The organism is Candidatus Litorirhabdus singularis, from assembly GCF_026262625.1.
GTDB lineage: Bacteria > Pseudomonadota > Gammaproteobacteria > Pseudomonadales > Halieaceae > Litorirhabdus > Litorirhabdus singularis.
In genome coordinates this window covers 1017527-1042620 of the sequence record NZ_SHNN01000001.1, presented here as the reverse complement: position 1 = coordinate 1042620, position 25094 = coordinate 1017527, and the positions used below count along the sequence as shown (strand labels likewise).

General features: G+C 55.5%; 20 protein-coding genes. 10 read left to right on the top strand and 10 right to left on the bottom strand.

All coding sequences use genetic code 11. The features are described 5' to 3' along the window. Positions 1-10 precede the first annotated feature (10 nt). From EYC98_RS04715 to bglX, 3 genes are read left to right on the top strand one after another with little or no spacing between them, the layout of a single operon-like run. On the top strand, positions 11-949 hold the full coding sequence (locus EYC98_RS04715) for a glycoside hydrolase family 17 protein (protein ID WP_279244150.1): 939 nt from the start codon (positions 11-13) through the stop codon (positions 947-949). A gap of 4 nt (positions 950-953) precedes the next feature. Further along, complete coding sequence (locus EYC98_RS04710; protein WP_279244149.1) at positions 954-4397, top strand: hypothetical protein; 3444 nt, start codon at positions 954-956, stop codon at positions 4395-4397. Between the two features lie 20 nt (positions 4398-4417). Next, positions 4418-6649: a beta-glucosidase BglX gene (gene bglX, locus EYC98_RS04705; protein WP_279244148.1), complete on the top strand. Its 2232-nt coding sequence runs from the start codon at positions 4418-4420 to the stop codon at positions 6647-6649. A gap of 30 nt (positions 6650-6679) precedes the next feature. Here bglX and EYC98_RS04700 read toward each other — a convergent pair whose 3' ends face one another. From EYC98_RS04700 to EYC98_RS04685, 4 genes are all read right to left on the bottom strand, one after another. Then, positions 6680-8143: an MFS transporter gene (locus EYC98_RS04700; protein WP_279244147.1), complete on the bottom strand. Its 1464-nt coding sequence runs from the start codon at positions 8141-8143 to the stop codon at positions 6680-6682. A 227-nt stretch (positions 8144-8370) separates the two neighbouring features. Next, positions 8371-8673, bottom strand: a complete 303-nt coding sequence (locus EYC98_RS04695) for a putative quinol monooxygenase (protein WP_279244146.1) — start codon at positions 8671-8673, stop codon at positions 8371-8373. A 56-nt stretch (positions 8674-8729) separates the two neighbouring features. Further along, positions 8730-9839 (bottom strand): metallophosphoesterase, encoded by a 1110-nt coding sequence (locus tag EYC98_RS04690; protein WP_279244145.1) that lies wholly within the window; start codon positions 9837-9839, stop codon positions 8730-8732. Then, a complete protein-coding gene (locus tag EYC98_RS04685; RefSeq protein WP_279244144.1) occupies positions 9839-10198 on the bottom strand; it encodes a nuclear transport factor 2 family protein in 360 nt (119 codons plus the stop codon). The genes EYC98_RS04690 and EYC98_RS04685 overlap by 1 nt, the downstream gene beginning before the upstream one ends. A gap of 175 nt (positions 10199-10373) precedes the next feature. Between EYC98_RS04685 and EYC98_RS04680 the strand changes: the two genes are divergently transcribed. Then, positions 10374-10544 (top strand): DUF3012 domain-containing protein, encoded by a 171-nt coding sequence (locus EYC98_RS04680; protein ID WP_279244143.1) that lies wholly within the window; start codon positions 10374-10376, stop codon positions 10542-10544. 34 nt (positions 10545-10578) lie between these two features. Here the strand turns inward: EYC98_RS04680 and EYC98_RS04675 are convergent, their stop codons facing one another. Then, positions 10579-12432: a DUF3604 domain-containing protein gene (locus tag EYC98_RS04675; protein ID WP_279244142.1), complete on the bottom strand. Its 1854-nt coding sequence runs from the start codon at positions 12430-12432 to the stop codon at positions 10579-10581. Between the two features lie 174 nt (positions 12433-12606). On the opposite strand from EYC98_RS04675, the gene EYC98_RS04670 reads away from it, so the two are divergent. After that, the gene (locus EYC98_RS04670) at positions 12607-12921 is read left to right on the top strand and encodes a TraR/DksA family transcriptional regulator (RefSeq protein WP_279244141.1); all 315 of its coding nucleotides are present in this window, start codon (positions 12607-12609) and stop codon (positions 12919-12921) included. Between the two features lie 19 nt (positions 12922-12940). On the opposite strand, the gene EYC98_RS04665 is transcribed toward EYC98_RS04670, so the two are convergent. Then, positions 12941-13960 (bottom strand): LLM class flavin-dependent oxidoreductase, encoded by a 1020-nt coding sequence (locus EYC98_RS04665; RefSeq protein WP_279244140.1) that lies wholly within the window; start codon positions 13958-13960, stop codon positions 12941-12943. 170 nt (positions 13961-14130) lie between these two features. On the opposite strand from EYC98_RS04665, the gene EYC98_RS04660 reads away from it, so the two are divergent. Continuing rightward, the gene (locus tag EYC98_RS04660; protein WP_279244139.1) at positions 14131-15177 is read left to right on the top strand and encodes a PLP-dependent cysteine synthase family protein; all 1047 of its coding nucleotides are present in this window, start codon (positions 14131-14133) and stop codon (positions 15175-15177) included. Between the two features lie 162 nt (positions 15178-15339). Here the strand turns inward: EYC98_RS04660 and EYC98_RS04655 are convergent, their stop codons facing one another. From EYC98_RS04655 to EYC98_RS04640, 4 genes are all read right to left on the bottom strand, one after another. Next, positions 15340-17652: a TonB-dependent receptor gene (locus EYC98_RS04655; RefSeq protein ID WP_279244138.1), complete on the bottom strand. Its 2313-nt coding sequence runs from the start codon at positions 17650-17652 to the stop codon at positions 15340-15342. Positions 17653-17979: 327 nt separating this feature from the next. Next, the gene (locus EYC98_RS04650; protein ID WP_279244137.1) at positions 17980-18996 is read right to left on the bottom strand and encodes a zinc-binding dehydrogenase; all 1017 of its coding nucleotides are present in this window, start codon (positions 18994-18996) and stop codon (positions 17980-17982) included. Positions 18997-19043: 47 nt separating this feature from the next. Beyond that, on the bottom strand, positions 19044-19874 hold the full coding sequence (locus tag EYC98_RS04645; protein ID WP_279244136.1) for a ThuA domain-containing protein: 831 nt from the start codon (positions 19872-19874) through the stop codon (positions 19044-19046). A gap of 70 nt (positions 19875-19944) precedes the next feature. Continuing rightward, a complete protein-coding gene (locus EYC98_RS04640; protein ID WP_279244135.1) occupies positions 19945-21183 on the bottom strand; it encodes a cytochrome P450 in 1239 nt (412 codons plus the stop codon). Between the two features lie 147 nt (positions 21184-21330). Here EYC98_RS04640 and EYC98_RS04635 point away from each other — a divergent pair, with 147 nt between their 5' ends. The 4 genes from EYC98_RS04635 (at position 21331) to EYC98_RS04620 (ending at position 25093) form a co-directional block, all read left to right on the top strand. Next, entirely contained in the window at positions 21331-22092 is a 762-nt protein-coding gene (locus EYC98_RS04635) for an SDR family NAD(P)-dependent oxidoreductase (RefSeq protein ID WP_279244134.1), read from the top strand. After that, positions 22092-22841 carry a ThuA domain-containing protein gene (locus EYC98_RS04630; protein ID WP_279244133.1) on the top strand — a complete coding sequence of 250 codons (750 nt, stop codon included), beginning with the start codon at positions 22092-22094 and terminating at the stop codon, positions 22839-22841. Before EYC98_RS04635 ends, EYC98_RS04630 begins: the two co-directional genes overlap by 1 nt. A gap of 20 nt (positions 22842-22861) precedes the next feature. Continuing rightward, on the top strand, positions 22862-24037 hold the full coding sequence (locus tag EYC98_RS04625; RefSeq protein ID WP_279244132.1) for an acyl-CoA dehydrogenase family protein: 1176 nt from the start codon (positions 22862-22864) through the stop codon (positions 24035-24037). A gap of 78 nt (positions 24038-24115) precedes the next feature. After that, complete coding sequence (locus EYC98_RS04620) at positions 24116-25093, top strand: thiamine pyrophosphate-dependent dehydrogenase E1 component subunit alpha (RefSeq protein WP_279244131.1); 978 nt, start codon at positions 24116-24118, stop codon at positions 25091-25093. The last annotated feature ends 1 nt before the right edge of the window (position 25094 follow it).

Below are 25094 nucleotides of genomic sequence, written 5' to 3'. Positions count from 1 at the left end.
GGAAACGACAATGCACAACAATGATAAAAATTGGGCTGACAGCGGCAATGCCATTTGCTACTCCGGCTACCGGGCGGGACAGTCGCCAGTACACGGTATTTTTCCCTCAGCACTGGAAATAGGTGAAGACCTCGCACTGCTGCAGCCGCGCTGGAAGTTCCTTCGTCTTTACGATTGCACTGCGCATGCAGAGACCGTGCTGCAAGTGATTGAAGAGCAGCAGCTCGATTTCAAAGTCATGCTGGGCGCCAATATGACCGCCGAGAGCAGCAACCCAAACTGCCCCTGGGGTGCACATTTCGATGAAGAAACCCTGGCCTCTAACCGGATAGCAAACGATCGTGAGATTGACCGGCTGATTGCATTGTCACTCCGCTACCCCGATGTCGTATTCAGCGTCTCTATCGGCAACGAAGCCAGCGTTGACTGGAGCGACCACCTGGTTCCGGTGGAAAGGCTGGTAGCACAAACACGGCGGCTGAAGTCTGCCATTACACAACCGGTGACTTTTTGCGAAAACTACGTGCCCTGGACCAACAAGCTGGAACCACTGGCCAGAGAGCTCGACTTTATTTCCGTACATACCTATCCCGTCTGGGAGTATCAGTCGATTGAGCACGCCATGGCCTTCACGCAGCAGAACCTGCAGGCGGTTATCGACAAAAATCCGGATAAACCCATAGTGATCACCGAAGCTGGCTGGACTACAGCCTCCAACGGCCGCGGTATCGAACCGAACAACGCCTCACAGCAATTACAGGCCATTTATTGCCGCGAGTTGCTGAACTGGTCACGGGAAGCTGGGATACTGACTTTTATCTTTGAAGCCTTTGACGAAAGCTGGAAGGGTTCCGAGGATCCACTGGAGCCAGAAAAGCACTGGGGCCTGTGGACCGAAGACCGCCAGCCGAAGCTTGCGCTGCAAACACTTTTTGCCAATCAGGGATAAGCCTGTGACTACATATCAAACCCCAGCTGTCTCCGGCGCTATGAAAACATTGGACGGAGAGCGCTATTACTGCATCGATAACGTCGATCAGCTGCCCCCGTTTTTCATCAGCGTGGTCTCGGCCTTCGACCATTGGATGTTCGTTGCTTCCAATGGCGCACTGACCGCCGGGCGCGTGTCTCCTGATACCGCTCTGTTGCCCTATGTTACTGTCGACAAAATATATGACAGCGTGCCCATAACCGGTCCCAAGACGCTGTTGAGAGTGCGCAGCGATGGCGATGTTAAGCTCTGGGAACCGTTCAATCCGGAGCGCAGCAGCGGCTATCGGTTACAACGCAATCTCTACAAAAACTGGCACGGCAACAAGTTGATCTTTGAAGAGATCAACCACGACCTGGCGCTGGTTTTTCGCTACCAGTGGGCCAGCAGCGAGGAGTTTGGTTTTATCCGTAGCAGCGAGCTGGAGTCGCTGGGTACCGCTGACACCGCCATCTCCCTGATTGATGGTCTGCAAAACCTGTTGCCCGCCGATACCCCGCGGTTTACCCAGACCAATTCCAGCTATCTGGTCGATGCTTACAAATGGAACGAAGTCGATGCCGAGACCGGGCTGGCCTGTTACACCCTGTACTCTGCCATCACCGATCGTGCCGAGCCCTGCGAGTCACTGCGCGCCACGACGGTATTTGCGCTGGGCCTTGAGCAGCCCCGGGTGCTGTTGAGCAATAAGCAACTCGACGCATTTCGTGCCGGTGAAAGGCTTAGCGACGAAAGTCATACCCGCGGAATCCGTGGTGCCTACCTGCTGAATGCGGATATCGTGCTGGAGGCAGGCGCCAAAAAAAGCTGGCAGCTGGTAGCCAATACCGAGCGCACTCAGGCTGAAGTTGTCGAGCTACAGGTGGCGCTGGCGGACCCGGCGCAGCTTAGCGCCGCGGTTGCGCACTCTATTGCGCGCGGCTCTGATGTGCTCAACCGGATCATTGGCGCGGCCGATGGTCTGCAGCATACGCAAAATGAAAACCTGGCCGCACACCATTACGCCAACGTGCTTTTTAACGTTATGCGCGGCGGCATTTTTAATGACCAGTACCGGGTGGAAACAGCGGCAATCAACGCTCATTTCCAACACTTTAACAAGCCAGTGGCAGGCCAGCTGCAGGGGCTGCTGAAGCAGCTACCGGCCAGCCTCAACTACCAACAGTTTCTGGCGCAGATCACTGAGCATGGAGATTCACAGGCACATCGGCTCGCGCTGGAGTACCTGCCGCTCACCTTTGGTAGACGCCATGGTGACCCCAGCCGACCCTGGAACCACTTCACGATCAAATTGCAGGATGATCAGCAACAGCCGCTGCTTGCCTATGAGGGCAACTGGCGCGACATCTTCCAGAATTGGGAAGCTCTATTGCTCAGCTACCCCGACTACATCGAGGGTGTTATCGCAAAATTCGTTAATGCCTCTACCATTGATGGCTACAACCCCTATCGTATTACCGAAGCTGGTATCGACTGGGAAGTCGAAGATGAAGACGACCCTTGGAGCTACATCGGCTACTGGGGCGACCACCAGATCATCTACCTGCTCAAATTGCTGGAGCTATCTCGACAATTCCATCCGCAGGCGTTGCCGCAGTTGCTGCACACCCAATGTTTCAGCTACGCGAATGTGCCTTACCGACTCAAATCCTTCGAGAGCATGCTGGAAAATGCCAAAAGTACCGTCACCTATGACGCCGACCTGGCGCTGACCATTGAGTCGCGGGTTGAGGAACTGGGCGCCGATGGCAAATTGATTCTGGACCAAACCGGTCAAGTGTATCTGGTGACACTGCTGGAAAAACTGTTACTGCCGCTGCTCAGCAAACTCGGTAATCTGGTTGTGGACGGCGGCATCTGGCTCAATACCCAGCGCCCTGAATGGAACGATGCTAACAACGCCCTGGTTGGCCAGGGACTGTCGATGGTGACGCTTTACTACATCCGCCGCTACATCCATTTTCTGCAGCCGCTGATGCGGGAGCTCGATCAGGCCGGAGTGGTATCTGCCGAAGTCTTTACCTGGCTGGAAGAAACCGTCGCTGCGCTGCGCGAGGTGCAACCGCAGTTGGCCGGTGGCAGGTTCACTAATGAACAGCGCTACGCGCTGCTAGAGCAGCTCGGTCAAGCCGCAAGCCGCTATCGCGAAACGGTATACCGCCAGGATGGCTTCAGCGGCAGCCGCCAGCTCGAAATTGGGCTGGTTCACGAACTGCTGGACAGCGCATTGGCTGCGGTGGACCATAGTATTGCCAGTAACCGCAATGAAGATGGGCTCTACAACGCCTATAACTTGCTGGATATCGCGCCTGGCAGTGCCGCCATAGATACCCTGTACCCAATGCTGGAAGGCCAAGTTGCGGCACTCAGCAGCGGCGCAATCGAAGCTGAAGAAGCGGTACAGCTACTGCAAACTCTGTTTGCCAGCCCGCTCTATAGAGCCGACCAGAAATCGTTCATCCTTTACCCGGATAAACCCAACGTTGGGTTCTTGCAGAAAAATCGTATTCCTGCCGAGCAGCTGGAGTCGCTGAGCACGGTACAGGACATGTTGAAAAACACCGATACCACACTGGTTGTGCAGGATGCCCGCGGCGACTTTCGCTTCAATGCGCGAATCACCAATGTTGGCCAGCTGGACCAGGCGCTGCAGTCCGCGCAAGCTCACTACCCCACACTGGGAAGCACCGCGGCCAATGCCCTGCGCGAGCTTTATGAAAGTGTTTTCGGTCACCAATCCTTTACCGGCCGCTCTGGCGGCATGTTCGGTTTTGAAGGCCTGGGCAGCATTTACTGGCATATGGTTGCCAAGCTGCTGCTGGCAGTTCAGGAACGGTTTATGGCGGCAAAGTCGTCAGCCTGTGACCCGACCACCCTGCAGCAGCTGGGCGAGCTCTATTACGCAGTGCGTGAAGGCATTGGCTTCAACAAATCTCCCGCCGAATACGGTGCCTTTCCCAACGACCCATACTCACATACGCCGGCGCATATCGGCGCCCAACAGCCCGGCATGACCGGTCAGGTCAAAGAGGAAGTTATCACCCGCTTCAATGAGCTGGGAGTTCGGGTTGCTAATGGCGAAGTAACTTTCGATCCGTCGCTGTTGCGCGGCCGCGAATTCACCTCCGAGGAGCAATCGTTTCGTTACCTGGATGTCGCCGGGGACTGGCAAGATCTGCCGCTGCCGACAGCGTCACTAGTGTTCACCTGGTGCCAGGTGCCAGTGTCCTACCACCTGGTCGATACAGCACAGACCAAGCTGGTTGCTACCCGCAGCAACGCTGAGGCTTATCAGTCCTCCGCACTGGCTTTACCGGCAGAACACGCCCGGGAATTGTTTGAGCGCAGCGGCGCTATTACCTGCATCGATATTTACATCAGCGCAGATGCCTTATTTAGCGACTGATCCAAGGGTGTAGTCCATTGATGACCGACAATCACATCGAAGTGGCGGCAGCGAGGCAGCAGCCGTCGCAGGATGCAGAAGCCTCTGCTGCCTTGGAGCGCGCACAAACACTGTTGGGCCGCATGACCAGCGCCGAAAAAATAGGCCAGCTGCATCAGGTCAATGGCGGTTACAGCGAGTTAGAGCAGCAAATACGTGACGGCAATGTTGGCTCGGTTATCAATGAAGTGCGGATGGATACGCTCAACGAGCTGCAACGCATAGCCTGCGAAGAAAGCCGTTTGGGTATCCCTTTGCTTATTGGCCGCGACGTCATTCATGGCTTCAGGACCATCTTTCCGATTCCGCTGGGGCAGGCCGCGGCCTGGGATACCCAGCTTATCGAAACGTGCGCCCGGGTGGCAGCCATTGAAGCTGCCAGCGTTGGCGTCAACTGGACCTTCGCGCCCATGCTGGATGTCAGCCGCGATCCGCGCTGGGGCCGCATCGCTGAGAGCCTCAGCGAAGACCCTTACTTGTGCAGCCACCTTGGCGCCGCCATGGTCCGCGGCTTCCAGGGCGATGACCTGAGTCAGCCTGGTGCCATAGCCGCCTGTGCCAAACACTTCGCTGGTTACGGCGCCGTCGAGGGCGGCATCGACTACAACACCACCAATATCCCGGAAATTGAGCTGCGCAGTACCTATCTGCCGTCTTTTAAGGCAGCGCTGGACGCCGGTGCAGTCACCGTGATGGCCTCGTTCACTGATTTAAACGGCGTGCCTGCCACAGCCAACGAGTTTCTCATGCAGCAAGTACTGCGCAAGGAGTGGGGCTTCGGCGGCTTTGTCGTCAGCGACTGGGACTCTATAGTGCAACTGAGCGTGCATGGTTTGACCGCCAATGATGCAGAGTCGGCTCTCGCCGCTTTCGATAGCGGCATCAATATGGATATGAACAGTGGCGTCTACTCTCGAAATCTGGGCGCGGCGCTGGCCGCGGGTGCCATCAGCGAGACGCAGCTGGACGCCATGGTAGAACCTATTCTGGCGACCAAATTTCGACTCGGACTGTTTGAAAATGCTTACTGCGATCCCGCCAGCTTCCCTGCAGCTGTCAATCACGATCACCGCGAGCTGGCAAAACAAGCCGCGATGAAAAGTTGTGTGCTGCTGAAGAATGCCAATAACACACTGCCTCTGCTGCGTGAGACGATAACCTCTCTGGCGGTTATCGGCCCGCTAGCCGACGATGGTTACGAGCAACTGGGTACCTGGGTGTTTGATGGCGATGCCGCCGACTCCATCACCGCGCTTGCGGCACTGCAAACAGCGCTTGCACCCGCTATTACAATTCACTCAGCGCGCGGCGTAGAAAACACACGCTCACACAACACTGACGGCTTCGACGCGGCGATTGAAGCAGCACGGCAAGCCGATAGCGTGGTGATGTTTGTGGGTGAGGAGGCCATCTTGTCCGGCGAGGCCCATTGCCGGGCCGATATCAACCTGCCCGGCGCGCAAGTGCAACTGATCGAAGCAATCAGTGAACTGGGCAAGCCGCTGACTCTGGTCATCATGGCCGGACGCCCGCTCACACTCAGCAACGTCATCGATAAGGTTGATGCCATTTTATACGCCTGGCATCCGGGCACCATGGCCGGCCCCGCGATCGCAGACCTGCTGTTTGGGGTCAGCGCGCCCTCGGCCAAACTGCCGGTCACGTTCCCAAGGGTGGTGGGTCAGATACCCATCTATTACGGGCACAAAAACACTGGCAAACCGCCAAGCCATGACACTATTACCTCCATGGAAGCCATTGATAATCGGGCACCGCAGACCTCTCTGGGAATGTCCGCGTTTTATCTGGACGCGGGCTTCACCCCACTATTTCCCTTCGGTTTTGGGCTTTCCTACAGTCGTTTTGAATACCGCGACCTGAGTTTGTCAGCGGCTACGTTATTGCCCACAGACGAGATTAAGGTGCAGGTCACCCTGCAGAATACCGGCCCATGCGCCGCCGAGGAAATTGTGCAACTGTACATCCGCGACCTGGTCGCCAGCGTGACGCGTCCGGTGAAAGAACTGAAAGGCTTCCAGAAACATTATCTGCAGTCGGGCGCGTCGATACGTGTTGAGTTCAGCCTAAGCCGGTCCGACCTCATGTTCTGTAATCGACACATGGAATGGGTCACTGAGCCGGGAGATTTCCGGGTCTGGGTAGGTGGTTGCTCCGATACAGAAATGAGCGCCGACTTCAGGCTCGAAGCCTGAACAATGCAGCGGCTATCGCCGCTGGATACATTACTCGACTTTACCGCGCCGCGCCTCAAGCTCCAATCGCACTGAATGGGCCTTAGCCTCAGTAATGGGATAACTGAAGATGGCCCAGATAGCGATACAAGAGGCGATAATCGGCACCACCACATCACACACCCGCATCCAGAAGATGGTGTTGGCAGCCTGATCTCCGCCCAGGGCCACATCAAAGCCGGTGGCGTTGAGAAGGAAGCCACCGGCAGCCAGAGCCGCCGCCATACCCAGCTTAACCACCCACCAGTAAATCGAGCCAAACATACCCTCACGTCGCTCATGGGTTGCCAGCTCATCAAGATCACAGACATCGGCTATCATGGAGCCCATGAGAGTAAACAAGCCGCCCAGGCCAAAGGCAATAAAGGGCGCCGGTACCAGCAGCAACAGCGGATAGTCCGGTGAATAGCAGAACCATTTAAGGGCGTAACCAAAGATAGAAATACCGGTGGTTATAAAGAAGGCACGGCGCTTGCCATAGCGAGTTGCCAGGCCACTCACCAGTAGAATCACACAAAAGGTAGCGATGGCTGACACCGTGCCCGCCCAACCCGCATACTCGGCGCCTAATTTCTGATCACCCCCGAAGACGTAATAAATGATGACGTAAAACTGGAATGAAGCGACCAACATAAACCCATTGAATACCATGAACGTTGCCAGACACAGCTTCATGAACGGCGAAAATTTCAGGGTAATGATAAAGCCCTGCACAAAGTCCGCGAGGCTGTGTCGCAAGCTAGCCCAGGCACTGATCTTTTCTATTTCCGGCTCAAGATTTTCCGCTACCGCAATATCGCTATAGCGCTCACGCAGAAATATGGCGGGAATCACGCCGATCACGATAACCGCTACCGCGATTATCAGCGCCAGCCAACTGGCGCCGTCGCGAAGGTCGTTGAACAGGGTCTCGTCCTGCATAAACCACAGGAACCAGGGTGACAACAGATAGGCCAACTGACCCATGAAGTTCTGTACCGCCATCAGGCGCGTACGCTCATGGTAGTCCGGCGTAAGCTCGTAACCGAGCGCTACCCAAGGGGTCGCAAAGATGGTGTATCCCAGATAAAACACCAACGAACCAATCAGGAAGAACCAGAAGTAGTAGCTTTCGCTTTTGCCCTCAGGCAACTGCCAAAGCAGCGCGAAACAGACGCCAGCGGCAATCGCGCCGGCAAATATATACGGCCTGCGCCGGCCCCAACGGGAACGCGTGTGGTCCGAGATATAACCCATCAGCGGATCTGTCAGCGCGTCCATCAGCCGCGGTAACGCGCCCAACAGGCCGACAAGTGCAGGGTTCATACCCAGCCCCAGATTCAGGACAATGGCCATACCACCAATGGCCGCCGCCAACAGATTGTTGACGAAAGCACCTAGGCCGTAAATGACCTTATGGACATTGGAGACCCGGTCTTCGGGCGCGGTATCGTAATGCGTGGGAGTTGTATTCATGGTCAATCCGGGGTCAGGAGTCCAATGACCTCACCGAATCGGGCCAATTTATCTTCTCAGTATTGTCGACACTTGGGCAAGCCTCAAAGCGAAACCGTCAAAGCGGACTCGTCGGGCGACTAACCGGTTACTAGCGGCAGCCAGCATCAAACTGCGCGCTGGTATGACTAGCGATCATCGAGCGCCGGCGCGATGCGCTAACCGGCAGCCCGAGCCAAACCTGAACATTACATCGGTGGTTTAACATCAGTGGCTTCGTAAAAGCCAGCGTCCATGCCCTTGGGCGGATGAGCTGCCATAGCCGCCTGAAAATCAGCCATGTGGGGTTCTTTAAAGTGCGCAGCCAGCGCATCCATCGTTTCCCACTTTTCAGTAATTCTAATCACGTTGGGGTCACTCACTTCCACGCTGAAGGTGTAGTCCAGACAACCTGACTCGGCGCGACTGGCAGTCTCCATGGTAGCAATCGCCTCTTTCATGGCTTCAATATCAGCGGCGGAGGATTCAAGTCTTGCGTTCACTACGATCATTATCATTTTCCTTATAGTTACTGAATAGTTACTGAAGTGGTGGTGGTAACGGCACCCTAAACAGACTGCGGTTCAACCTCAAAAAGCGTAATTTCACTACGCGTGCCCAAACGCATAGTCGGGCCCCAGGTGCCGGTACCAGACGACACATAAAGCCAGGTGTCGCCGGCCTGAAACAGGCCCTTGGTGCGGGCGAATACCCGCTCAACAATAAAGTTGAAGGGCACTATTTGACCATTGTGGGTGTGCCCGCTGAGCATCAAATCGATACCCACCTCGGCGGCAGCGGCCAAACCACGGGGCCGATGATACAACAAAATCGCATATTTGCTGGTGTCTATGTCTATAGCGGGCAGCTGCTTGCGCACCTGATAGGGATCATCCATATCATCGATACCAATGAACTGCAGATCGGCGGTGCTGACAGCGCGATTGCGCAGAATGATCACCCCGAGATTTTCCAGCCGCTGCAAAATCTCCGGTAAATCTTCGTATTTTTCATGATTACCGATGGAAAAATACACCGGCATCTGTAATCGAGTCAGTGCCGATAGTTGCTGCTCACTGATGCCGGTGGCATCAATAAAATCCCCCGTGATACAGACAAACTCAGGCTCCAGACGATTAACTGCATCGACCACGCGGCCCAGAAAGCGACTACTACGCGAACCAATATGAACATCACTGAGTTGCACAAAGCGCAGCTGTCGCTGCAGCTTGGAGCTACTCAGCGCTACTGGAATAACACTGGGCGAAAAGGCGTTATACATAGCGTAGAGCAATAATACGCTGGACACTGACACTACCAGCCACGCTCCCAGAACCGGGCTCAACAGCCCCAACGCCAACGGCAGCTCCGCCAACAATACTAGAGCCAGCACCACCGGACTGATGCCCAGCCACAAGTCCGCCAATAGCCGCAACCAAAGCACCCAGCGGGCATGATGTCGACGCAGATAAACACGCGCAATCAGCTGGCTAAAAAACAGCGGCAGCAGTAGCGTCAGGGTGAGCCCAAGGTTCAGGTCCAGCCAGTGACACAGGCGCAACACTGGGTAGGCAAACAGTGGTACATGCAGCAGTAGCGCTATCAGCAACATGCGTCCCCAACCCTGAGGGCGACTGGAGGCTGCAGCATCAGCCGCTGGCTGGCTTGTGGCGACCACTAGCTGTTGTGCAGGTCGATGCGGATATGGCTGAATTGGCCGTCACGACACTGATAGGTGCCGCGCAGTTTTAGCATCAGCGTGTCGCCGGGAGCGAAGCTCTGACCCATAAAATCGTCCAGTGCCTGCTTGGCTTCAAACCGGTCGCTGATCTGAACGATGGCAGTATCTCCGTTGATTGTGATGCTATCTGGCGTCATTTTGTCGTGAAAAACCGAAATCAGGTACCTGTACGTCTCTAGAATCGGTGCCACGCCCAGTGTTGTGCCCTGGGCCGTTTCAAACACAACATCACTGGCGTAATAGCGGGCCAGCGCATCGGGATTCTCGCTGTTATAGGTGTCGTAGTAAGACTGCATGAAAGCCTGGTCCAATAGTTTCTCCCCTTATGGTGCTGCGGGCTGGTCCCGCCTTAGTTCAAGCTAGCGCCCATGCTAGCAGTTTGAATAATCCAGCAACAGGCTGGATGCAGCCCGCCTCGCCATGGCCAAAGCGGTGTGCCATGATGCAGCTTTGCTGACCGGAGTCTCTCTCATGCTCAAATTTATTGCCTTCACAAGTCTGGTCTTCCTGCTCACCGGCTGCGCCAAAGTTGGCAGTGACCGCTGGTGCGATAATATGGCAGAAAAGCCCAAAGGCGACTGGAGCACTAACGAAGCGACGGACTACGCCAAACACTGCGTCTTCAACTCTGACGACGACTAGAGGCAGGCCCTGTTGCCAGGGCTTGTTCCAAAAATTATGGCGTATACCAGATAGGTGAAGTATAGGCCCGATCCTGAATACTCATTGGCACTGACTCGGGAAACTCGTCGCCAAAGATTTTAGTGTCGTAGGCCTGCCAGGAAGGGGTAGGAATCTCCAGCACACGGGCGTAGTAAAAGGCTCGCTGATCGGGGTCAAAGTCCGGGTCACTCCAGACGCGACGCAGTTGTGCTGCCCCAATTGTATTGGTGTAGCTGGCGTCAGCCACATCCACGGTGTTGCCTACTACGGGTACTTGACCGTTTTGCCCCTCACTACGATCATCGGAGAGCGCAATATCGTAAATCTTCTCTGCCGTCTGGCCATCTGGATTCAACCAGCCTTTGATCATCTGAATCCGGTCAAGATTGGCCCCATCCGGGTCCTTGGCCGCCATGACCATGAAGACCGGCGCTTTAGCGTCATCCCGCGGCGGCAAATCAGCGCCCATAGGAACCCCTTTACGGTAACCGATCTGCGCCATCGCCGGTGTTTGGACATCGGCCGCTACGTATTCCCAGCCGCCGAATAGCCGCACCACCATGCGTGTACCCGTGGTCGAATAGACCTCACGCCGGCGCATGGCATCAAATAGGGCCTCACGAGTATTCTCCTGAGCCCAGACACCGGCCAAACCTGACGCCACTTCCTCGTACGCTACCAGTGACAGGGCGTCATCGGTGGGCGAACGCACCACGTACTCCTTCCAGCGGCCAGCAGCCGGCTCGCTCTTACTGAACTTGCCGTAGTAGTTTTCTTCCCGCGTCGCGGCCAGGCCGGTATGCGAATCTGAAGCTCCGATCATGCCGAACTTGAAGGGGTTAACGCCAATGGCAGCGCCGTATTTCAGGCCGTTACGCAATGCCGAACGAGCATATTCAAATTCCAGCATGTCATTGCTTTTGGCTTCGCGGCCGCCAATATCACCTTTGTCCCAGGTGCCAAAGTCGGCAAATTCGTCATCTGGCGAGAGCCACGGGTGGGCCTCGCCATCGCCCTTGATCTGGGTAACTTCAGTCAGCGGCTCCCAATGCGCACGACGGCGGGCATAGGTTTCATCCATGGCCTGCCCATTTTGGCGCACCGGGGCAAACATCAGGCCATTACTCAGATTGCCGTTGTGGGGTATCGCCAACACCTGACCACCCGTATTGGTCTCGTAGTCTTCCAGAAACGACCATAAATCCTCCGGATCGCTAGAGTCGAAAGAAGAGAACGGGATGATTTGGCCGGCTTTATCTGCCGCATCGCGGAATATAACGACCCGATGCAGGTTCTTGGCATTTTTGGTGGTGGTCCATTCATAGCCGATCAAGGCGGTAAAGTAGCCGGGGCGATTGTACTGGTCGGCAGCCGTCACCTGGCGCTGCCAGATATTGGCATTGATGGCCGGCACGCCCAGCGGGTCAACGCCCGGCAACATGCCATCGATGGCCCACTTGTAAAAGCCGGCGTAGCCATCGCCCTTCTGCTCCAGATCATAGACTTCGCGGCCCCAGGGATTGCCCAACAGTTCCGGCATCGCCTCTTGCACCGCAATCGGCAGACCCAGGCTTTCGGCATGGTCAGAAACGACCAAAAAGTCCAACGGCCGCTGCAAACGCGCCCGCAAGCCAGTGCTGGAAGTGACTTCTTCGCCCATGGCAAAACGATAGGCCTGTTCGGGCTTCAGGGTGGTCCCTATCATTCCGGCATCAGTGGAATACTGTGTATGCAAATGGGTGTCACCCCAAAACACCCGCTCCTGCCCGGTGCGATCGACATAAGGAGAGTAATCACCGGCAATAGCCGTGGCAGGGATAACAAACACACTGGCTAAACAGCAACGGCGCAACACTCGAAACAACATAGGGTCTATCCTTGAATTATTGTGGTTCTAGCATAGCCGATAATTCAAGCCGGGTATTCGTTCAGCGCAGATAGCTCAATAGCAACGAACCATCGCGGCCATGATCCATATCATGCAGCTCAGATGTGCCTGAACTACACTGAGCCTTATTACTGATCAGTTAGGAGAGGCCTTATGAGCCAGGCGGAGCATCGAACATCACTGGAAACCAGACTGGCGGATCTCGAGCACCGTCTCGCCAGTGTCAAAAAGGACATCACCAAAACTCTTTCCAGCGACTTCGCTGAGCAAGCCACTGAGCGCGAGAACGACGACGTGCTGGAAGAGATTGCCCGCGAAACTCAGGTCACCATCAACCACCTGAAAGATGCCCTACAGCGCCTGGAAGAGGGTAGCTATGGCCGCTGCGGTGACTGCGGTGAGGCGATTTCTGCACAGCGTCTGGAGGCAATTCCGGAAAGCACGCACTGCGTAAACTGCGCCGACTAAACCACTGCCTGGGCCGGCTTTACCTCAGGTGATCAGGAATAATGCCTTCCATAATCGGTTCGCAAGCAGCGCGGTTGGGGCCCGGCATGGTCACATTGATGACATCTGCTGCACCGTCCAGTAATTCAGTAACGCGATTCCGGCAATCCTCAATCGGGCCAACAATGGCAACCGACTGTGCCAGTCGGTCACTGGTCGCTGCTATGGCTGCCTTGGAACCTCCCTCGGCATAGGCCGCCTGCACTGTCGCAACATCATCGGCATAACCCAGCCCAGACGCGGCTTTGGCATAAGGGCTGGTCGCCGGACCGTAGTATACGGCGACCCCGAATTTGAGCATTTGTAGCAGCGCATTAGTATCTTCGCCAACCAGCAACTGCATGCCACCGACAATACTGACCTCGCTACTGTCACGACCGACACCGCTGGCGGCTTGATCTATCGCCTCAGCACCGGCAGCAAGACCTTCCACTGGCAGCAGATTGGGTATCCAGCCGTCGCTTTTCTCGCCACACAGGCGCAGGCTTTTTTCCAGCAAGGCACCATGCCAAATAGGTATGCGTTTGCGCACTGGTTCAAAGCTTAATTTCACGCCCTCGACCTTAAATATTTCGCCCTCGTAGGGGGAGCGATCCTGGTCCCAGATGCGGTGACAGATCTCGATGGTCTCACGGGTGCGCTGCAGGGGCTGGCTAAACTGCAGCCCATGCCAGCCTTCCACCAAATTGGGAGTACTGCTGCCCAAACCCAAAATAAAGCGTCCGCCGGATAGCTCATCCAGAGTAGCCGCAGTTTGCGCCAGCACCGCCGGTGAGCGCGAGAACACGTTCGCCAGCCCCAGACAAACATGGATATTCTCAGTGGCGGCCAACAGCCTATCGCACAGGGTAAAGCCGTCGCGGCCAAAGGACTCCGGAATACTCACACTGTGATAACCCAACTCATCGGCAAGCCGGGCAATCTCAACGGCATCATCCCAGCTTGTCATGCGGTCCCAGAGACCCAGGTTAAGGCCAATTGGTAATCTCTTTGCAGTCATCAAGGCTTCCCTGTATCGAATTTGTAGTCAGGCAGATGGCATATTCTAACCTGTACTTCTCTTCAGCAGACAACCTCAGCCCCGCACCCAAGCCATAATTTCGTATTTCTCCAACATTTCAACTATTCTTACCGCATAACGCCACTTCTACCCAATTGCTGGAGCAAAGCATGAGCACACGCGTCGAGAACATACTGGATACCATCGGCAATACCCCCTCAGTGAGAATCAACAACCTGGCTCCGGATGGTATTAATCTCTACGTGAAGGTTGAATCATTTAACCCGATGGGTTCCGTCAAAGACCGGCTGGCCCTGGGCATCATTGAGGCGGCGGAAGCAAGCGGTGCCCTTAAACCGGGTCAAACTGTAGTGGAAGCCACCAGTGGCAACACCGGTATCGGGCTGGCCATGGTCTGCGCCCAGAAGGGTTATCCGCTGGTGGTCACCATGGCTGACTCGTTCAGCGTCGAGCGCCGGCGGCTGATGCGTTTCCTGGGCGCCAAGGTAGTGCTGACCCCGGCTGCCCAGAAAGGCACCGGCATGTACAACAAAGCCGAGGAGCTGGCGGCAGAGCACGGCTGGTTCCTGGCCCGCCAATTTGAGAACGAGGCCAATCCTGCGATGCACGAGCGCACCACCGGCGCGGAGATCGTCCGCGACTTCCCAGACGGTGAGCTGGATTACTGGGTGACCGGTTACGGCACCGGCGGCACCTTAAAGGGCGTTGCCAAGGTACTGCGCGCCAAAAGCCCGAATACAAAAATAGCCGTGTGCGAACCCGAGACCGCAGCACTGCTGGCCAGCGGCGATCGGCAGGAGCGCCGCGAGCACGGCGCCCCAGCCAGTAGTCATGCCTCTTTCACACCCCACCCCATGCAGGGCTGGACGCCTGATTTCATCTCCAAGATTACTGAGGATGCGGTCGATGCGAGCTACATTGATGAGGTGGTAAAAATCGCCGGTCCCGACGCCCTGCGTTGCTCGCGGGAGTTGGCTACCAAAGAAGGTATCTTTGTCGGGGTATCCGGTGGTGCCACCTTTGCCGGTGCGCTGGCGGTGTGTGAGAACCTGCCGGCGGGAAGCACAGTGCTGTGCATGCTGCCGGATACCGGTGAGCGGTATTTGAGCACTCCACTGTTTGAAGAAATTCAGGCAGAGATGTCGGATGAGGAAAAGAGCATCTCCAACTCTACCCCTTTGGCACAGTACGAGTAACGGCTAACCGGTAGGGTAGACAGATTCTACCGGGCACGTGAACGGAACCTTGGCAGAATAAATTCTGCCCGGCGGGCCAGGCCCCACAAGCAAGCCGAATAAATCGCGGGCAAAAAAAAGGGCCAGACCGAAGTCTGACCCCTGCTTGCGGGCAGAAAAGCTTTAGAAGTTGTAAGTCACTTCAGCGCCGTAATGACGCCCCTTGGCCAGCGGAGAGAAAGTACCGCCGAGAGGGTAGCCACCAAGGTCCTCAGGCAACTGCGTGTCACCGCCATGCTTGACTTCATCGGTCAGGTTTTTACCGTAAATACCGACTACCCAATGGCCATCATTGGAGTAGAAATCAATACCAGCATCGACAATTTCCTGTTCGGTGATATAGCCGCGATTGTTGTCGGTGTACGCCGACTCATCGCGATAGGCATAACTGGCACGGGTATTCATGTACCAGTTATTACCAACATCCAGATCCCAGCTGAGGCCAAGACTGTAAGTCCATTCGGCCGCGCGCGGTATGTCCAGATCTTCGTCATTACTATCAACGATAGTGTCACCATTGAGGTCAAAGGCCACATCGGTGTACTCAGGCTTGAGGTAACCAACAGAAGCGAGGATCAGGAAGCTGTCGGTCACGGCAAAGGTACCATCGATTTCCGCGCCCCAGATATCCGCATCAGCAGTATTCTTGATGATCTGCACAATGCCGGAAACCGGGTCAGCCAGGTTCACTTCACGCTGCATATCGGCGATCTGGTTGTAGAACACGGCGCCGTTCAAACGACCGCGGCCAAACTCAGACTTGAAGCCGATCTCGTAATTGTCCACCTGCTCTTCATCGAACGGTCCAGGCCCGTTATTAACCAAATCACCCGAAGTATTACGCAGGTTATAACCGCCTGAGCGGAAACCACGAGTCCAGTGACCATACATACGGGCATCATCGTTGATGTTCCAGGTCAGGCCTATTTTCGGTGACCAGCTCTCCCATTCTTCATCATCTTCGAAGTCAAAGTCGCAGGTACCTTCAACGACATTACAGGGAGAGTTGACGTTGGCGATCAAGGAAGCGATCTTGGCGTCTTTCTTCTCTTCGGTGTAGCGCAGGCCAGCGGTCAGGGTCAGGCTGTCGCTAACATCATAGTCACCAGCGATAAAGATGGCCGCGGTTTCCACGTTGTACTCACCGCCACCGTCCTGGGTCAGCGCGGGTGAACCGTCCGGCGTCAAAGCACCGAGCAGGTTACGGCGTTCATGGTACTCGATCTCGTTTTTGAAATAGTAGACACCGGTGGTCAGGTTGAGGTTATTACCGATGAGCGTGTTGTAACGCAGCTCGTTACTCCACTGCTCGGCACGCAGGTTAGCAGGAGCGTGGAACAGGCTCAGCGGCTGCGCGTCGATATCGCTCAGGCTATCGGCCTCGGAGTCACGCCAGCCAAAGATATTGGTAATGGTGCCGTTATCACCCACCTGGTAGTTGAACTCAAAAGAAGCCAAATGTGTCTTGGTATCCTGGTAGCCCTCTTCGTCGATCGAAAAATCATGGCTATCACGATCAAAATTGACCGGTGTGCCATCCAGACCAGGCACGTAAACCAGCGGGTCGCTGGGGTCGGTACGGGGCTGCAGAACTGGGCCACCGGTGTGTGACTGAGCGGCCGGGCCCTGTCCAGAGATCTTGGTGTACTCGTACTTCACATACATGTCGAAGCGATCGTTAGGCGTCCAGACGAAGCTGGGACGGATCATCTTCTGCTCTAGTTCGCCGAAGTCGTTGCCAGTGAACTCATTGGTGAACCAGCCCTGGTCTTCGTTGTAGTAAGCGGTGACCTTGGCGGCAATATTGTCATTCAGCGGACCACCGACAGAACCCATCACATAGCTGTTGTAGCCGCCATCCTTACCGGCGTCCACAGCAACACGAACCGTGGCCTCAAACTCATCGGTGGGGCGCTTGCTGTTCATCAAAATGGCGCCGCCGGTCACGTTACGACCGAACAGGATGCCCTGAGGGCCGCGCAGTACTTCAATACTGGCCAGGTCAAAGGTGTCGAAGATGATGCCGTTGTTAACGCCGAGGTAAACACCATCGACGAATACACCTACAGTCGGGTCAATCGAAGGGATAGAGCTGTTAATACCCAGACCGCGGATAGAGAAGTTGGCGGTACCTTTGGTAGTACCCACTTCATCCAGTGCCACGTTAGGCATACCAACGGCCAAGCTGGTGAGATCACGCACTTTAAGCGCCTCGATCTGATCGGAGTTATAAGCACTAACCGCCAGCGGGACTTCCTGTGCGCCTTCTTCGCGCTTACGGGCGGTGACGACAACTTCTTCCAGCAGCGCTGATGTAGCGCGCTTGACCGGCTCCTGTGCCTGAACTGATGTGGCCACCAGAGTGGCGCTTGCCAGCAAAAGAGCCGCGGTGAGCGGACGCAGTGCTGTATTGGGGTGTGTTTGCTTGCGGAACATTGTTATACCTACCTGTGAGTTACTATTTATAAGTTTTTGATTTGAAGGCATTTTATCCTCGCGGACTAGCCCTCCAATCATCGTGCTATGACACTCAGACGGATTATCCACGTATCCCCTCAACAATAACTACGCAATAGGCACCATTTGCGGGCGTTTTGCGAATTATTACCAGAACTTAGCGCGTTTTCGGGGCGAATATTGCGCTATGCGTTGTATCAAGGACGTTTTTTGCACACGGGTAGTGCAAAACAAGCAAAGGCGCAGTGCAGGTGCGGAAACTGATGTCGGCGGCGGTACAAGGCCACCGCCGAATTCAAGCCAGGTCTAGAATCGTGTCAGGACCTTACATTGGTGCGAGGGGTTACGCAGCGCTTCGAAGGCGTCGGGCATATCTTCCAGATCAATAATGTCAGTGACCATAGGCGAGGCATCGATACGCCCCTGCGCCAGCATCGCAATAACCGTCTCAAAATCATCGCGGGTGTAGGCAATGGCAAACTGCATCTGTAGTTCCTTGACCAGGGCCAAAAACGGCATGAAAGTATCGGGCTGCTCACAAACGCCGACGCCAACAATTTTGCAATGGCGCGGGGCCATTTCCACCGCCTGCTGGATCAGGCCAGGAGCACCCACACATTCAAAGATCATATCCGGGTCACCGCCGGTGGCATCTCTATACTGCTCGCCGAGATCCCCGGCCGGATTAATCACTGCAGTCGCTCCCAGTGCTGTCGCCAGCTCACAACGTTTGGCAGCAAATTCAGACACCACCACATCGCGGGCCCCGAGGAATCTGGCCCATAGAGCCACGGCCAGGCCAACCGGCCCACCGCCGGTAATCAGCACCCGTTGCCCGGCTTTCATACCAGCAATACGCACCGCATGCAGGCCCACCGCCAGCGGCTCAATCAGCGCGGCGCGCTCCATATCCAACTGATCGGGCAATTTAATGGTCTCCAGAGCGCCGGTTTTCACATACTCGGCAAAGCCACCGGGCACATCAAGGCCGGTACACTTCAGGCCAGCGCACTCAAACGGCCTGCCGGTCACACAGGCCACACACTGGCCACAGGACAAAAACGGCAGCGAGCAAACCCGGTCACCTTCGCGCCAGTCTTTCTGCAAGGCCTTGCCCACTTCGACCACTTCGCCCACAAACTCATGACCAAGAATAGAATCACAGGCCACGGTAGCCGCGCCCTCCCGGGTTGAATGCAAATCGGTACCGCAGATACCGCAATAGGCGGTCTTGATCACCAGCTGATCTGCATCAGCGCTGGGGTCTGCGACCTGCTCAACGACCATGGGCTTACCGACTTCTTTAAATACTGCCGCTTTCATGTGCTCTCCTGATTTTTCTCGAGTCTATATTCAGTTGTTATTCTAATTCAGCTTTTATTCTGCGCCCGCGCCCAGGCATGAGCCTCGGGGCTGGCGACCCAGCGAATCGCATTATGCAGTAATCGCTGATAGTTCTCATCCGCATAGGCAGTAGGGTCATCCCCGCCCTGCAGATAAACGATAGGACTGTTGCGATAATGCTTCACCCAACCGACCAGATTGGCTCCCGGCGGGTGGCTCCAGCCTTCCCGGCTAAACATGGTGCCTGCCACAGCTTGGCTCGCGGAATAGAAATTAGCGTCGGTAAACTCGTAGTTGCTGGTCAGCAGCGGAATCACGCTGTCATCAAACATCGGACACAGATACAGCTCATCGGTCATAGTAAACGTGGCCGGTAGCCCCGCCGTCACCGGATGCTGGTTGACCACACTGATTTCATGCTCTACCTGATGGTGGTAGCCAGAATCTGGCCAGTGCTGACCACGCAGGTTGGCCGGCCGGTAATGAAAACGACCACCCACCACTTCGGCATACTCCTCCCAGGCGGGCCAGGCGGCAATGTGGTGATGCATGAACACAAAGCCCATGCCGGCTTCCAGCAGCGCCATGACGCCCTGCTGATACTCGGGCGCAGGAGCGACTGGGGCTGGCGCATCGGCCGCCCCAAAATCAATGCCCGGCATGTCATAACAAACGCAGGCGGCAAATTGCTCGCGCATGGCGGGGGTAAATAGAAGGCTGGCAGCAGGCTGCTCCACCAATGACCAGGAAAAATCTTCCAGCGGATCAAACAAACCCGCGAAGGCATCACGTTCATAAGGATGCCCGCGCGCTGTGACCAGCAGTTGCTGGCCTGCGGTGTAATTAATAGTACCCATGGATCTTAAGCTGCCCTGTCTCGGTCTAAGCAAAGGCTAGTCTAGCCGACTTTACGGCGTCCATGTCGGGCTACTTGATCTTGTCAAAATCAATATGCAGCTCTTCCAACCCGCGCAGGATCAAGTTGGGCCAGTGCTTGAGGCTATTCTTACCCTCAGTCAAACGCCAGTTGTCAGTGCGCTGCAGCAGTTTTTCAAATGCCACGTTCAGCTCCTTGCGCGCCAGCTGAGCGCCCAGACAAAAATGCACGCCTTGGCCGAAGGACAGATTATCCCTGGCGTTGTGCCGACAGACATCCATTTTACCCGCGTCTTCAAAATGCTCGTCATCCCTGTTGGCGGAGGCGAAGCGCACCATCATTAAGGCATCTTTGGGAATCTGTACGCCTTGTACTTCCGTGTCCTGGGTAACCAAACGCCACAGGCCACAAGATGGCGTGGCCAGACGCAGAATCTCCTCTACGGCATTGGGGATCAGACTGGGGTCGGCACGCAACTTGTCACACTCTGCCGGATTTTCAATCAGATACAACACGCCCTCGGCGATGGTCGAGGTGGAGGTTTCATTACCCGCTACTAACACCTGCTGCACAATACTGAGCATTTCCGGGTGAGTCAGCTCACGACCATCATCAATGCGGGCGTGGGCCAGATCCGAGATAATATTGTCCTGCGGGTCCTTGCGGCGCTGCTCGATCATGTCGACAAAATAGTGCTGAAATTGCACGATCAGGCGGGCATCTTCCAGTTCCTGATCGGCGTCGGCGAAGCGGCTCAGACGCGAAGCGAACGCATCTGACCATTTTTTGAACAATTCGAGGTCTTCGCGCGGCACGCCCAGTTGATCCGCGATGACCCAAACCGGTAACGGCACACAAAAGCGCGTCAGCAAGTCCACCTCACCGTCATCAATCCAGCTGTCGATAAGCTGGTCGGCCATTTGCAGCATATAATCATGCATGCTTTCCACGCGCTTATTGGAGAACACCTTGTTGACCAGATTGCGGTATACGCGATGCCGGGGCGGGTCCAACGTCAGCATGGTATCTACCGTTTCATAGCCTGAGGCATAAACCGCCGCCGCTTCAGGGTTCTTGGGGGGTTCGTTAAGAATCGCGCCAAATTCGTTCGAGAAAGTCTCGGTATCCTTAAGAATCTTGCGCACATCCTCATAGCGGCTCACAAAATAGATGTTGGTGTCCGGCAAATGGTGGATGGGAGCGTCGCGCCGGGCTGCGGCGTAAAAGTCAAATGGCGACTCGATGATCTCGGGATCAAAGAAATTGTAATCGCTAACGGTCTTGCTCATATATAACCCTTATTACTCTGTGGATATATGGAAAGTGCTGTCACACTAGCGAACATAAAAAATACAGTCAATTCTGTTTGTTTTTTTTATTGATATGGGTAAACTTTGCTATTCTTTTTTTCAAACCAACAATAAAGAGGTTGCATCATGGATCTGGGACTGAAAGGCAAAAAGGCAATAATCACCGGCGGCTCCAAGGGCATCGGACGCGCTATCGCCAATCTGCTGGCTGCCGAAGGCGCAGACGTAGCCATCTGTGCTCGCAACCAGGAAGAAGTAGATTCGGCAGTTGCTGCCCTGGCTGGTCACGGCGGTAAAGCTATTGGCGCCGCAGTAGATGTGGCGGACAAAGAAGCTCTGCAGGGCTGGGTCACCAGCGCAGCTGAAGAGCTGGGCGGTATCGATATCCTTATTCCTAATGTGAGCGCCGGTGGCGGCCAGATGGATGAGAATGGCTGGCGCGCGAACCTTGAGGTAGACATACTCGGTACCACTCGCGCTATTGAAGCAGCAATGCCTTCACTGCAGGCCTCTGACGCAGCGTCAGTCACTATTATTGGCACCACTGCTGCGGTCGAAGACTTCCTTGGACCACAGACCTATAACGCCATGAAAGCAGCCCTGATTGTGCATTCACAGGGTCTGGCACAGGCGCTGGGCGGCTCCGGCATTCGTGTCAACTGTGTGTCTCCTGGCCCAATTATGATCGAAGGCGGCGCCTGGGACTTTATCCAGAACAACCTGCCCGACATTTACAACAGCACTCTGGCCAATCAGCCTATGGGCCGCATGGGTACTGCCGATGAAGTCGCCAATGCCGTTGCGTTTCTGGCCAGCCCGGCGGGCAGCTGGGTTACCGGGGTCAACCTGGTAGTCGACGGCGGTTTCACCAAGCGCGTGCAGCTGTAATGTCAAAAGGCGATCGTCTCGACGTCTACCTGGTAGCTGGCGGCAAGTACCACAACATCGACTATGCGCGGCTGGAACTGCTGAAACTGATTGCAGAGCAGCCCAGGCTCAAAGTCCAGGTGGGCCCGGATTATTCCGACATCGATGCTATTTGCGAAGCAGACTTCATCATCTCCTATACCTGCGATGTGATTCCAACGGCCGCACAGACTGAACGTCTGTGTGCCGCAGTCGCCGGCGGTAAGAAGTGGTTTGCTCTGCACGGTACTAACTCGATTCTGCGCTTTCTGGAAGATGGACGGGTCAGTTGTCCCCGCGAAAACGAGCCTTTTATGGAGTTGGTGGGCAGTCAGTTCCTGTCACACCCACCGATTGCTCCCTACGAGGTTGAAGTCAGCGACCCGGATCATCCGCTGGTCAGTGGTATCCCTACTTTCACAGTCGATGACGAGCTCTACCTGTCGGTGCTGCATGGCGAACAGAAAACACTGCTGCACACTTACTTCAACGGCATCACCGAAGACTTTGAAGACAGTCAGTGGGAGTCCGACGAGCCCCGACCGTGCATGTATATTCACCCCTACGGCGAAGGCGAAGTGTTATACCTGACCCTGGGTCACTGCCGCGGCGCCTACGATATGCAGCCCATGATTGAAGTGTACCCAGAGCCTGAGTTTGGCGCCTGGAAAACCGACGAATACTACGAGCTACTGCGCCGTGGTCTTCGCTGGTCTATGGGAACCCTGTAAGCGGTTATCCGGAGTAACGAGTGGATTTAGAATTTAGCCCAGAGGACCTCGCCTTTCAGGCCGAGGTGCGTCGCTTTCTCGATGAGAGTTTTCCCCCTCATCTAAAGCGTATTACCGCGCGCACGCCGACCGTATTTGTCGATGCGCCACCGGCCATGGAATGGCAGAAGATACTGGTCGATAAAGGCTGGGCTGTGCCCGGTTGGCCAGAGGAATGGGGCGGTACCACTTGGTCGGCCACTCAAAAGTACGTGTTTTCCATGGAGTGCGCTCGTGCCGGCACACCGGGCTACAACCCGCTGTCACTAGCTCTGTTGGCGCCAGTGCTCATGGCCTTTGGCACCGAGGAGCAGAAACAAGAATACCTGCCAAAAATGCTGACCGGCGAGCACTATTGGTGCCAGGGTTTCTCAGAACCCGGTTCTGGCTCCGACCTCGCCAGCCTCAAGCTCAAGGCTGAACGCCAGGGCGATAACTATCTGGTCAACGGCTCCAAGCTGTGGCAGACCCACGCCCAGTATGCCAACCACATATTTTGTCTGGTGCGCACTGATAACAGCGGCCGCAAGCAACAGGGCATCAGCTTCCTGTTAATAGAAATGGATCGCCCCGGGGTTACCGTGGAACCCATTATTACCATGGGCATGGATCACGAGGTCAACCAGGTCTTCTTTGAAGATGTGGAAGTTCCGGTCAGTAATCTGGTTGGCGCTGAAGGCGAAGGCTGGAAGCTCACCAAGTATCTATTGGAACATGAACGTGGTGGTGGCAGCACTGCACACCGCCGTCTGGCAGAGCTGGACCACGTGAAAGCTATTATTGCCGAGATGGAAGCCGAAGACCCCAGTTTCAATGCTGACAAAACCTTCAGCAAAGTCGTCGGCCGTATCGAAATCGATATCAAAGCACTGGAAATGACCGAGCTGCGTATTCTGTCGGCTATGGCCGAGGGCAAAATGCCCGGTGCCGAGTCTTCTATTCTCAAGCTGACGTCCGTCAACATTGAACAGCGCACCCATGAATTGGCCGTCGATGTACTGGGCTATGATGCGCTGCCTTTCAAACAGGACGACATTGGTCCCGACTATGCCGCACCGGTTGTGCCGACATATTTGAACAGCCGTGCCGCCTCGATATTTGGCGGCTCACAAGAAGTACAACGCAACATCATCGCCAAAGGCGTGCTGGGGCTGTAACCCGGTTTTGCAGTATTACGGCGGTGCAAGCCGCCAATCAGGATTCATTCAAAACACATAACAAGCAGGAGAATCATTGTGGGCTTATCTAGAGAAAGTCTGTTGCGGGCGTACCGCCAGATGAAAACCATCCGCGAGTTTGAAGAGCGCGCTCATGCGGAAATCATGAACGGTCAGATTGCCGGCTTCACGCACCTGTACACCGGGCAGGAAGCTAACGCGGTAGGTGTCTGCGAACACCTGTCCGGCAGCGACACTATCATCAGCACCCACCGCGGACACGGTCACTGTATCGCCCGCGGCGCCGATGTCATTGGCATGATGAAAGAACTGTGGGGCTCTTCAGAAGGGCTCTGTAAAGGCAAGGGCGGCAGCATGCACGTGGCCGATATTGAGAACGGCATTCTCGGTGCCAATGGCATCGTCGGCGGCGGACCACCGATTTCGGTTGGCGCAGCACTGGCGCAGAAAATTCGTGGCACCACCAACGTTGCGGTGTCGTTTGCCGGCGATGGTTCAGTCAACCAGGGCACCACTTTCGAAGCGATGAACCTGGCCGTGGTACTGAAAGTACCGGCTGTATTTGTCATCGAGAACAACTACTACTCAGAACACACCAACATCAGCTACGCGGTTGGCTGTGACGACCTCAAAGCGCGTACCGAAGCTTTTGGCTTCCCGGTATTTGTTGCTGACGGTTCTAACTTCTTCGACGTCTACGAAGCCGCAGGCAAGGCCATTGAACATTGCCGCCAAGGTAACGGTCCTGCTGGCATCTTTGCCGAAACCGGTCGTTTTCACGGTCACTTTGTAGGTGATCCGCAGGACTACCGCGCCGAAGGCGAGCTGGACGACCTGCGCGAAAACTCTGATTGCTTGAAGATTTTCCGCACCAATACAGCCGACATGAGCGAAATCAGTGCCAGCGATTTAGACGCCATTGACGCAGAAGTTATGGAGTTGATCGATCGTTCCGTGACCGAAGCCAAGGCCGCGCCCCGACCCACGCCGGATCAGGTTACTGAAGACGTTTACATCAATTACGGCGCAGCCTAGG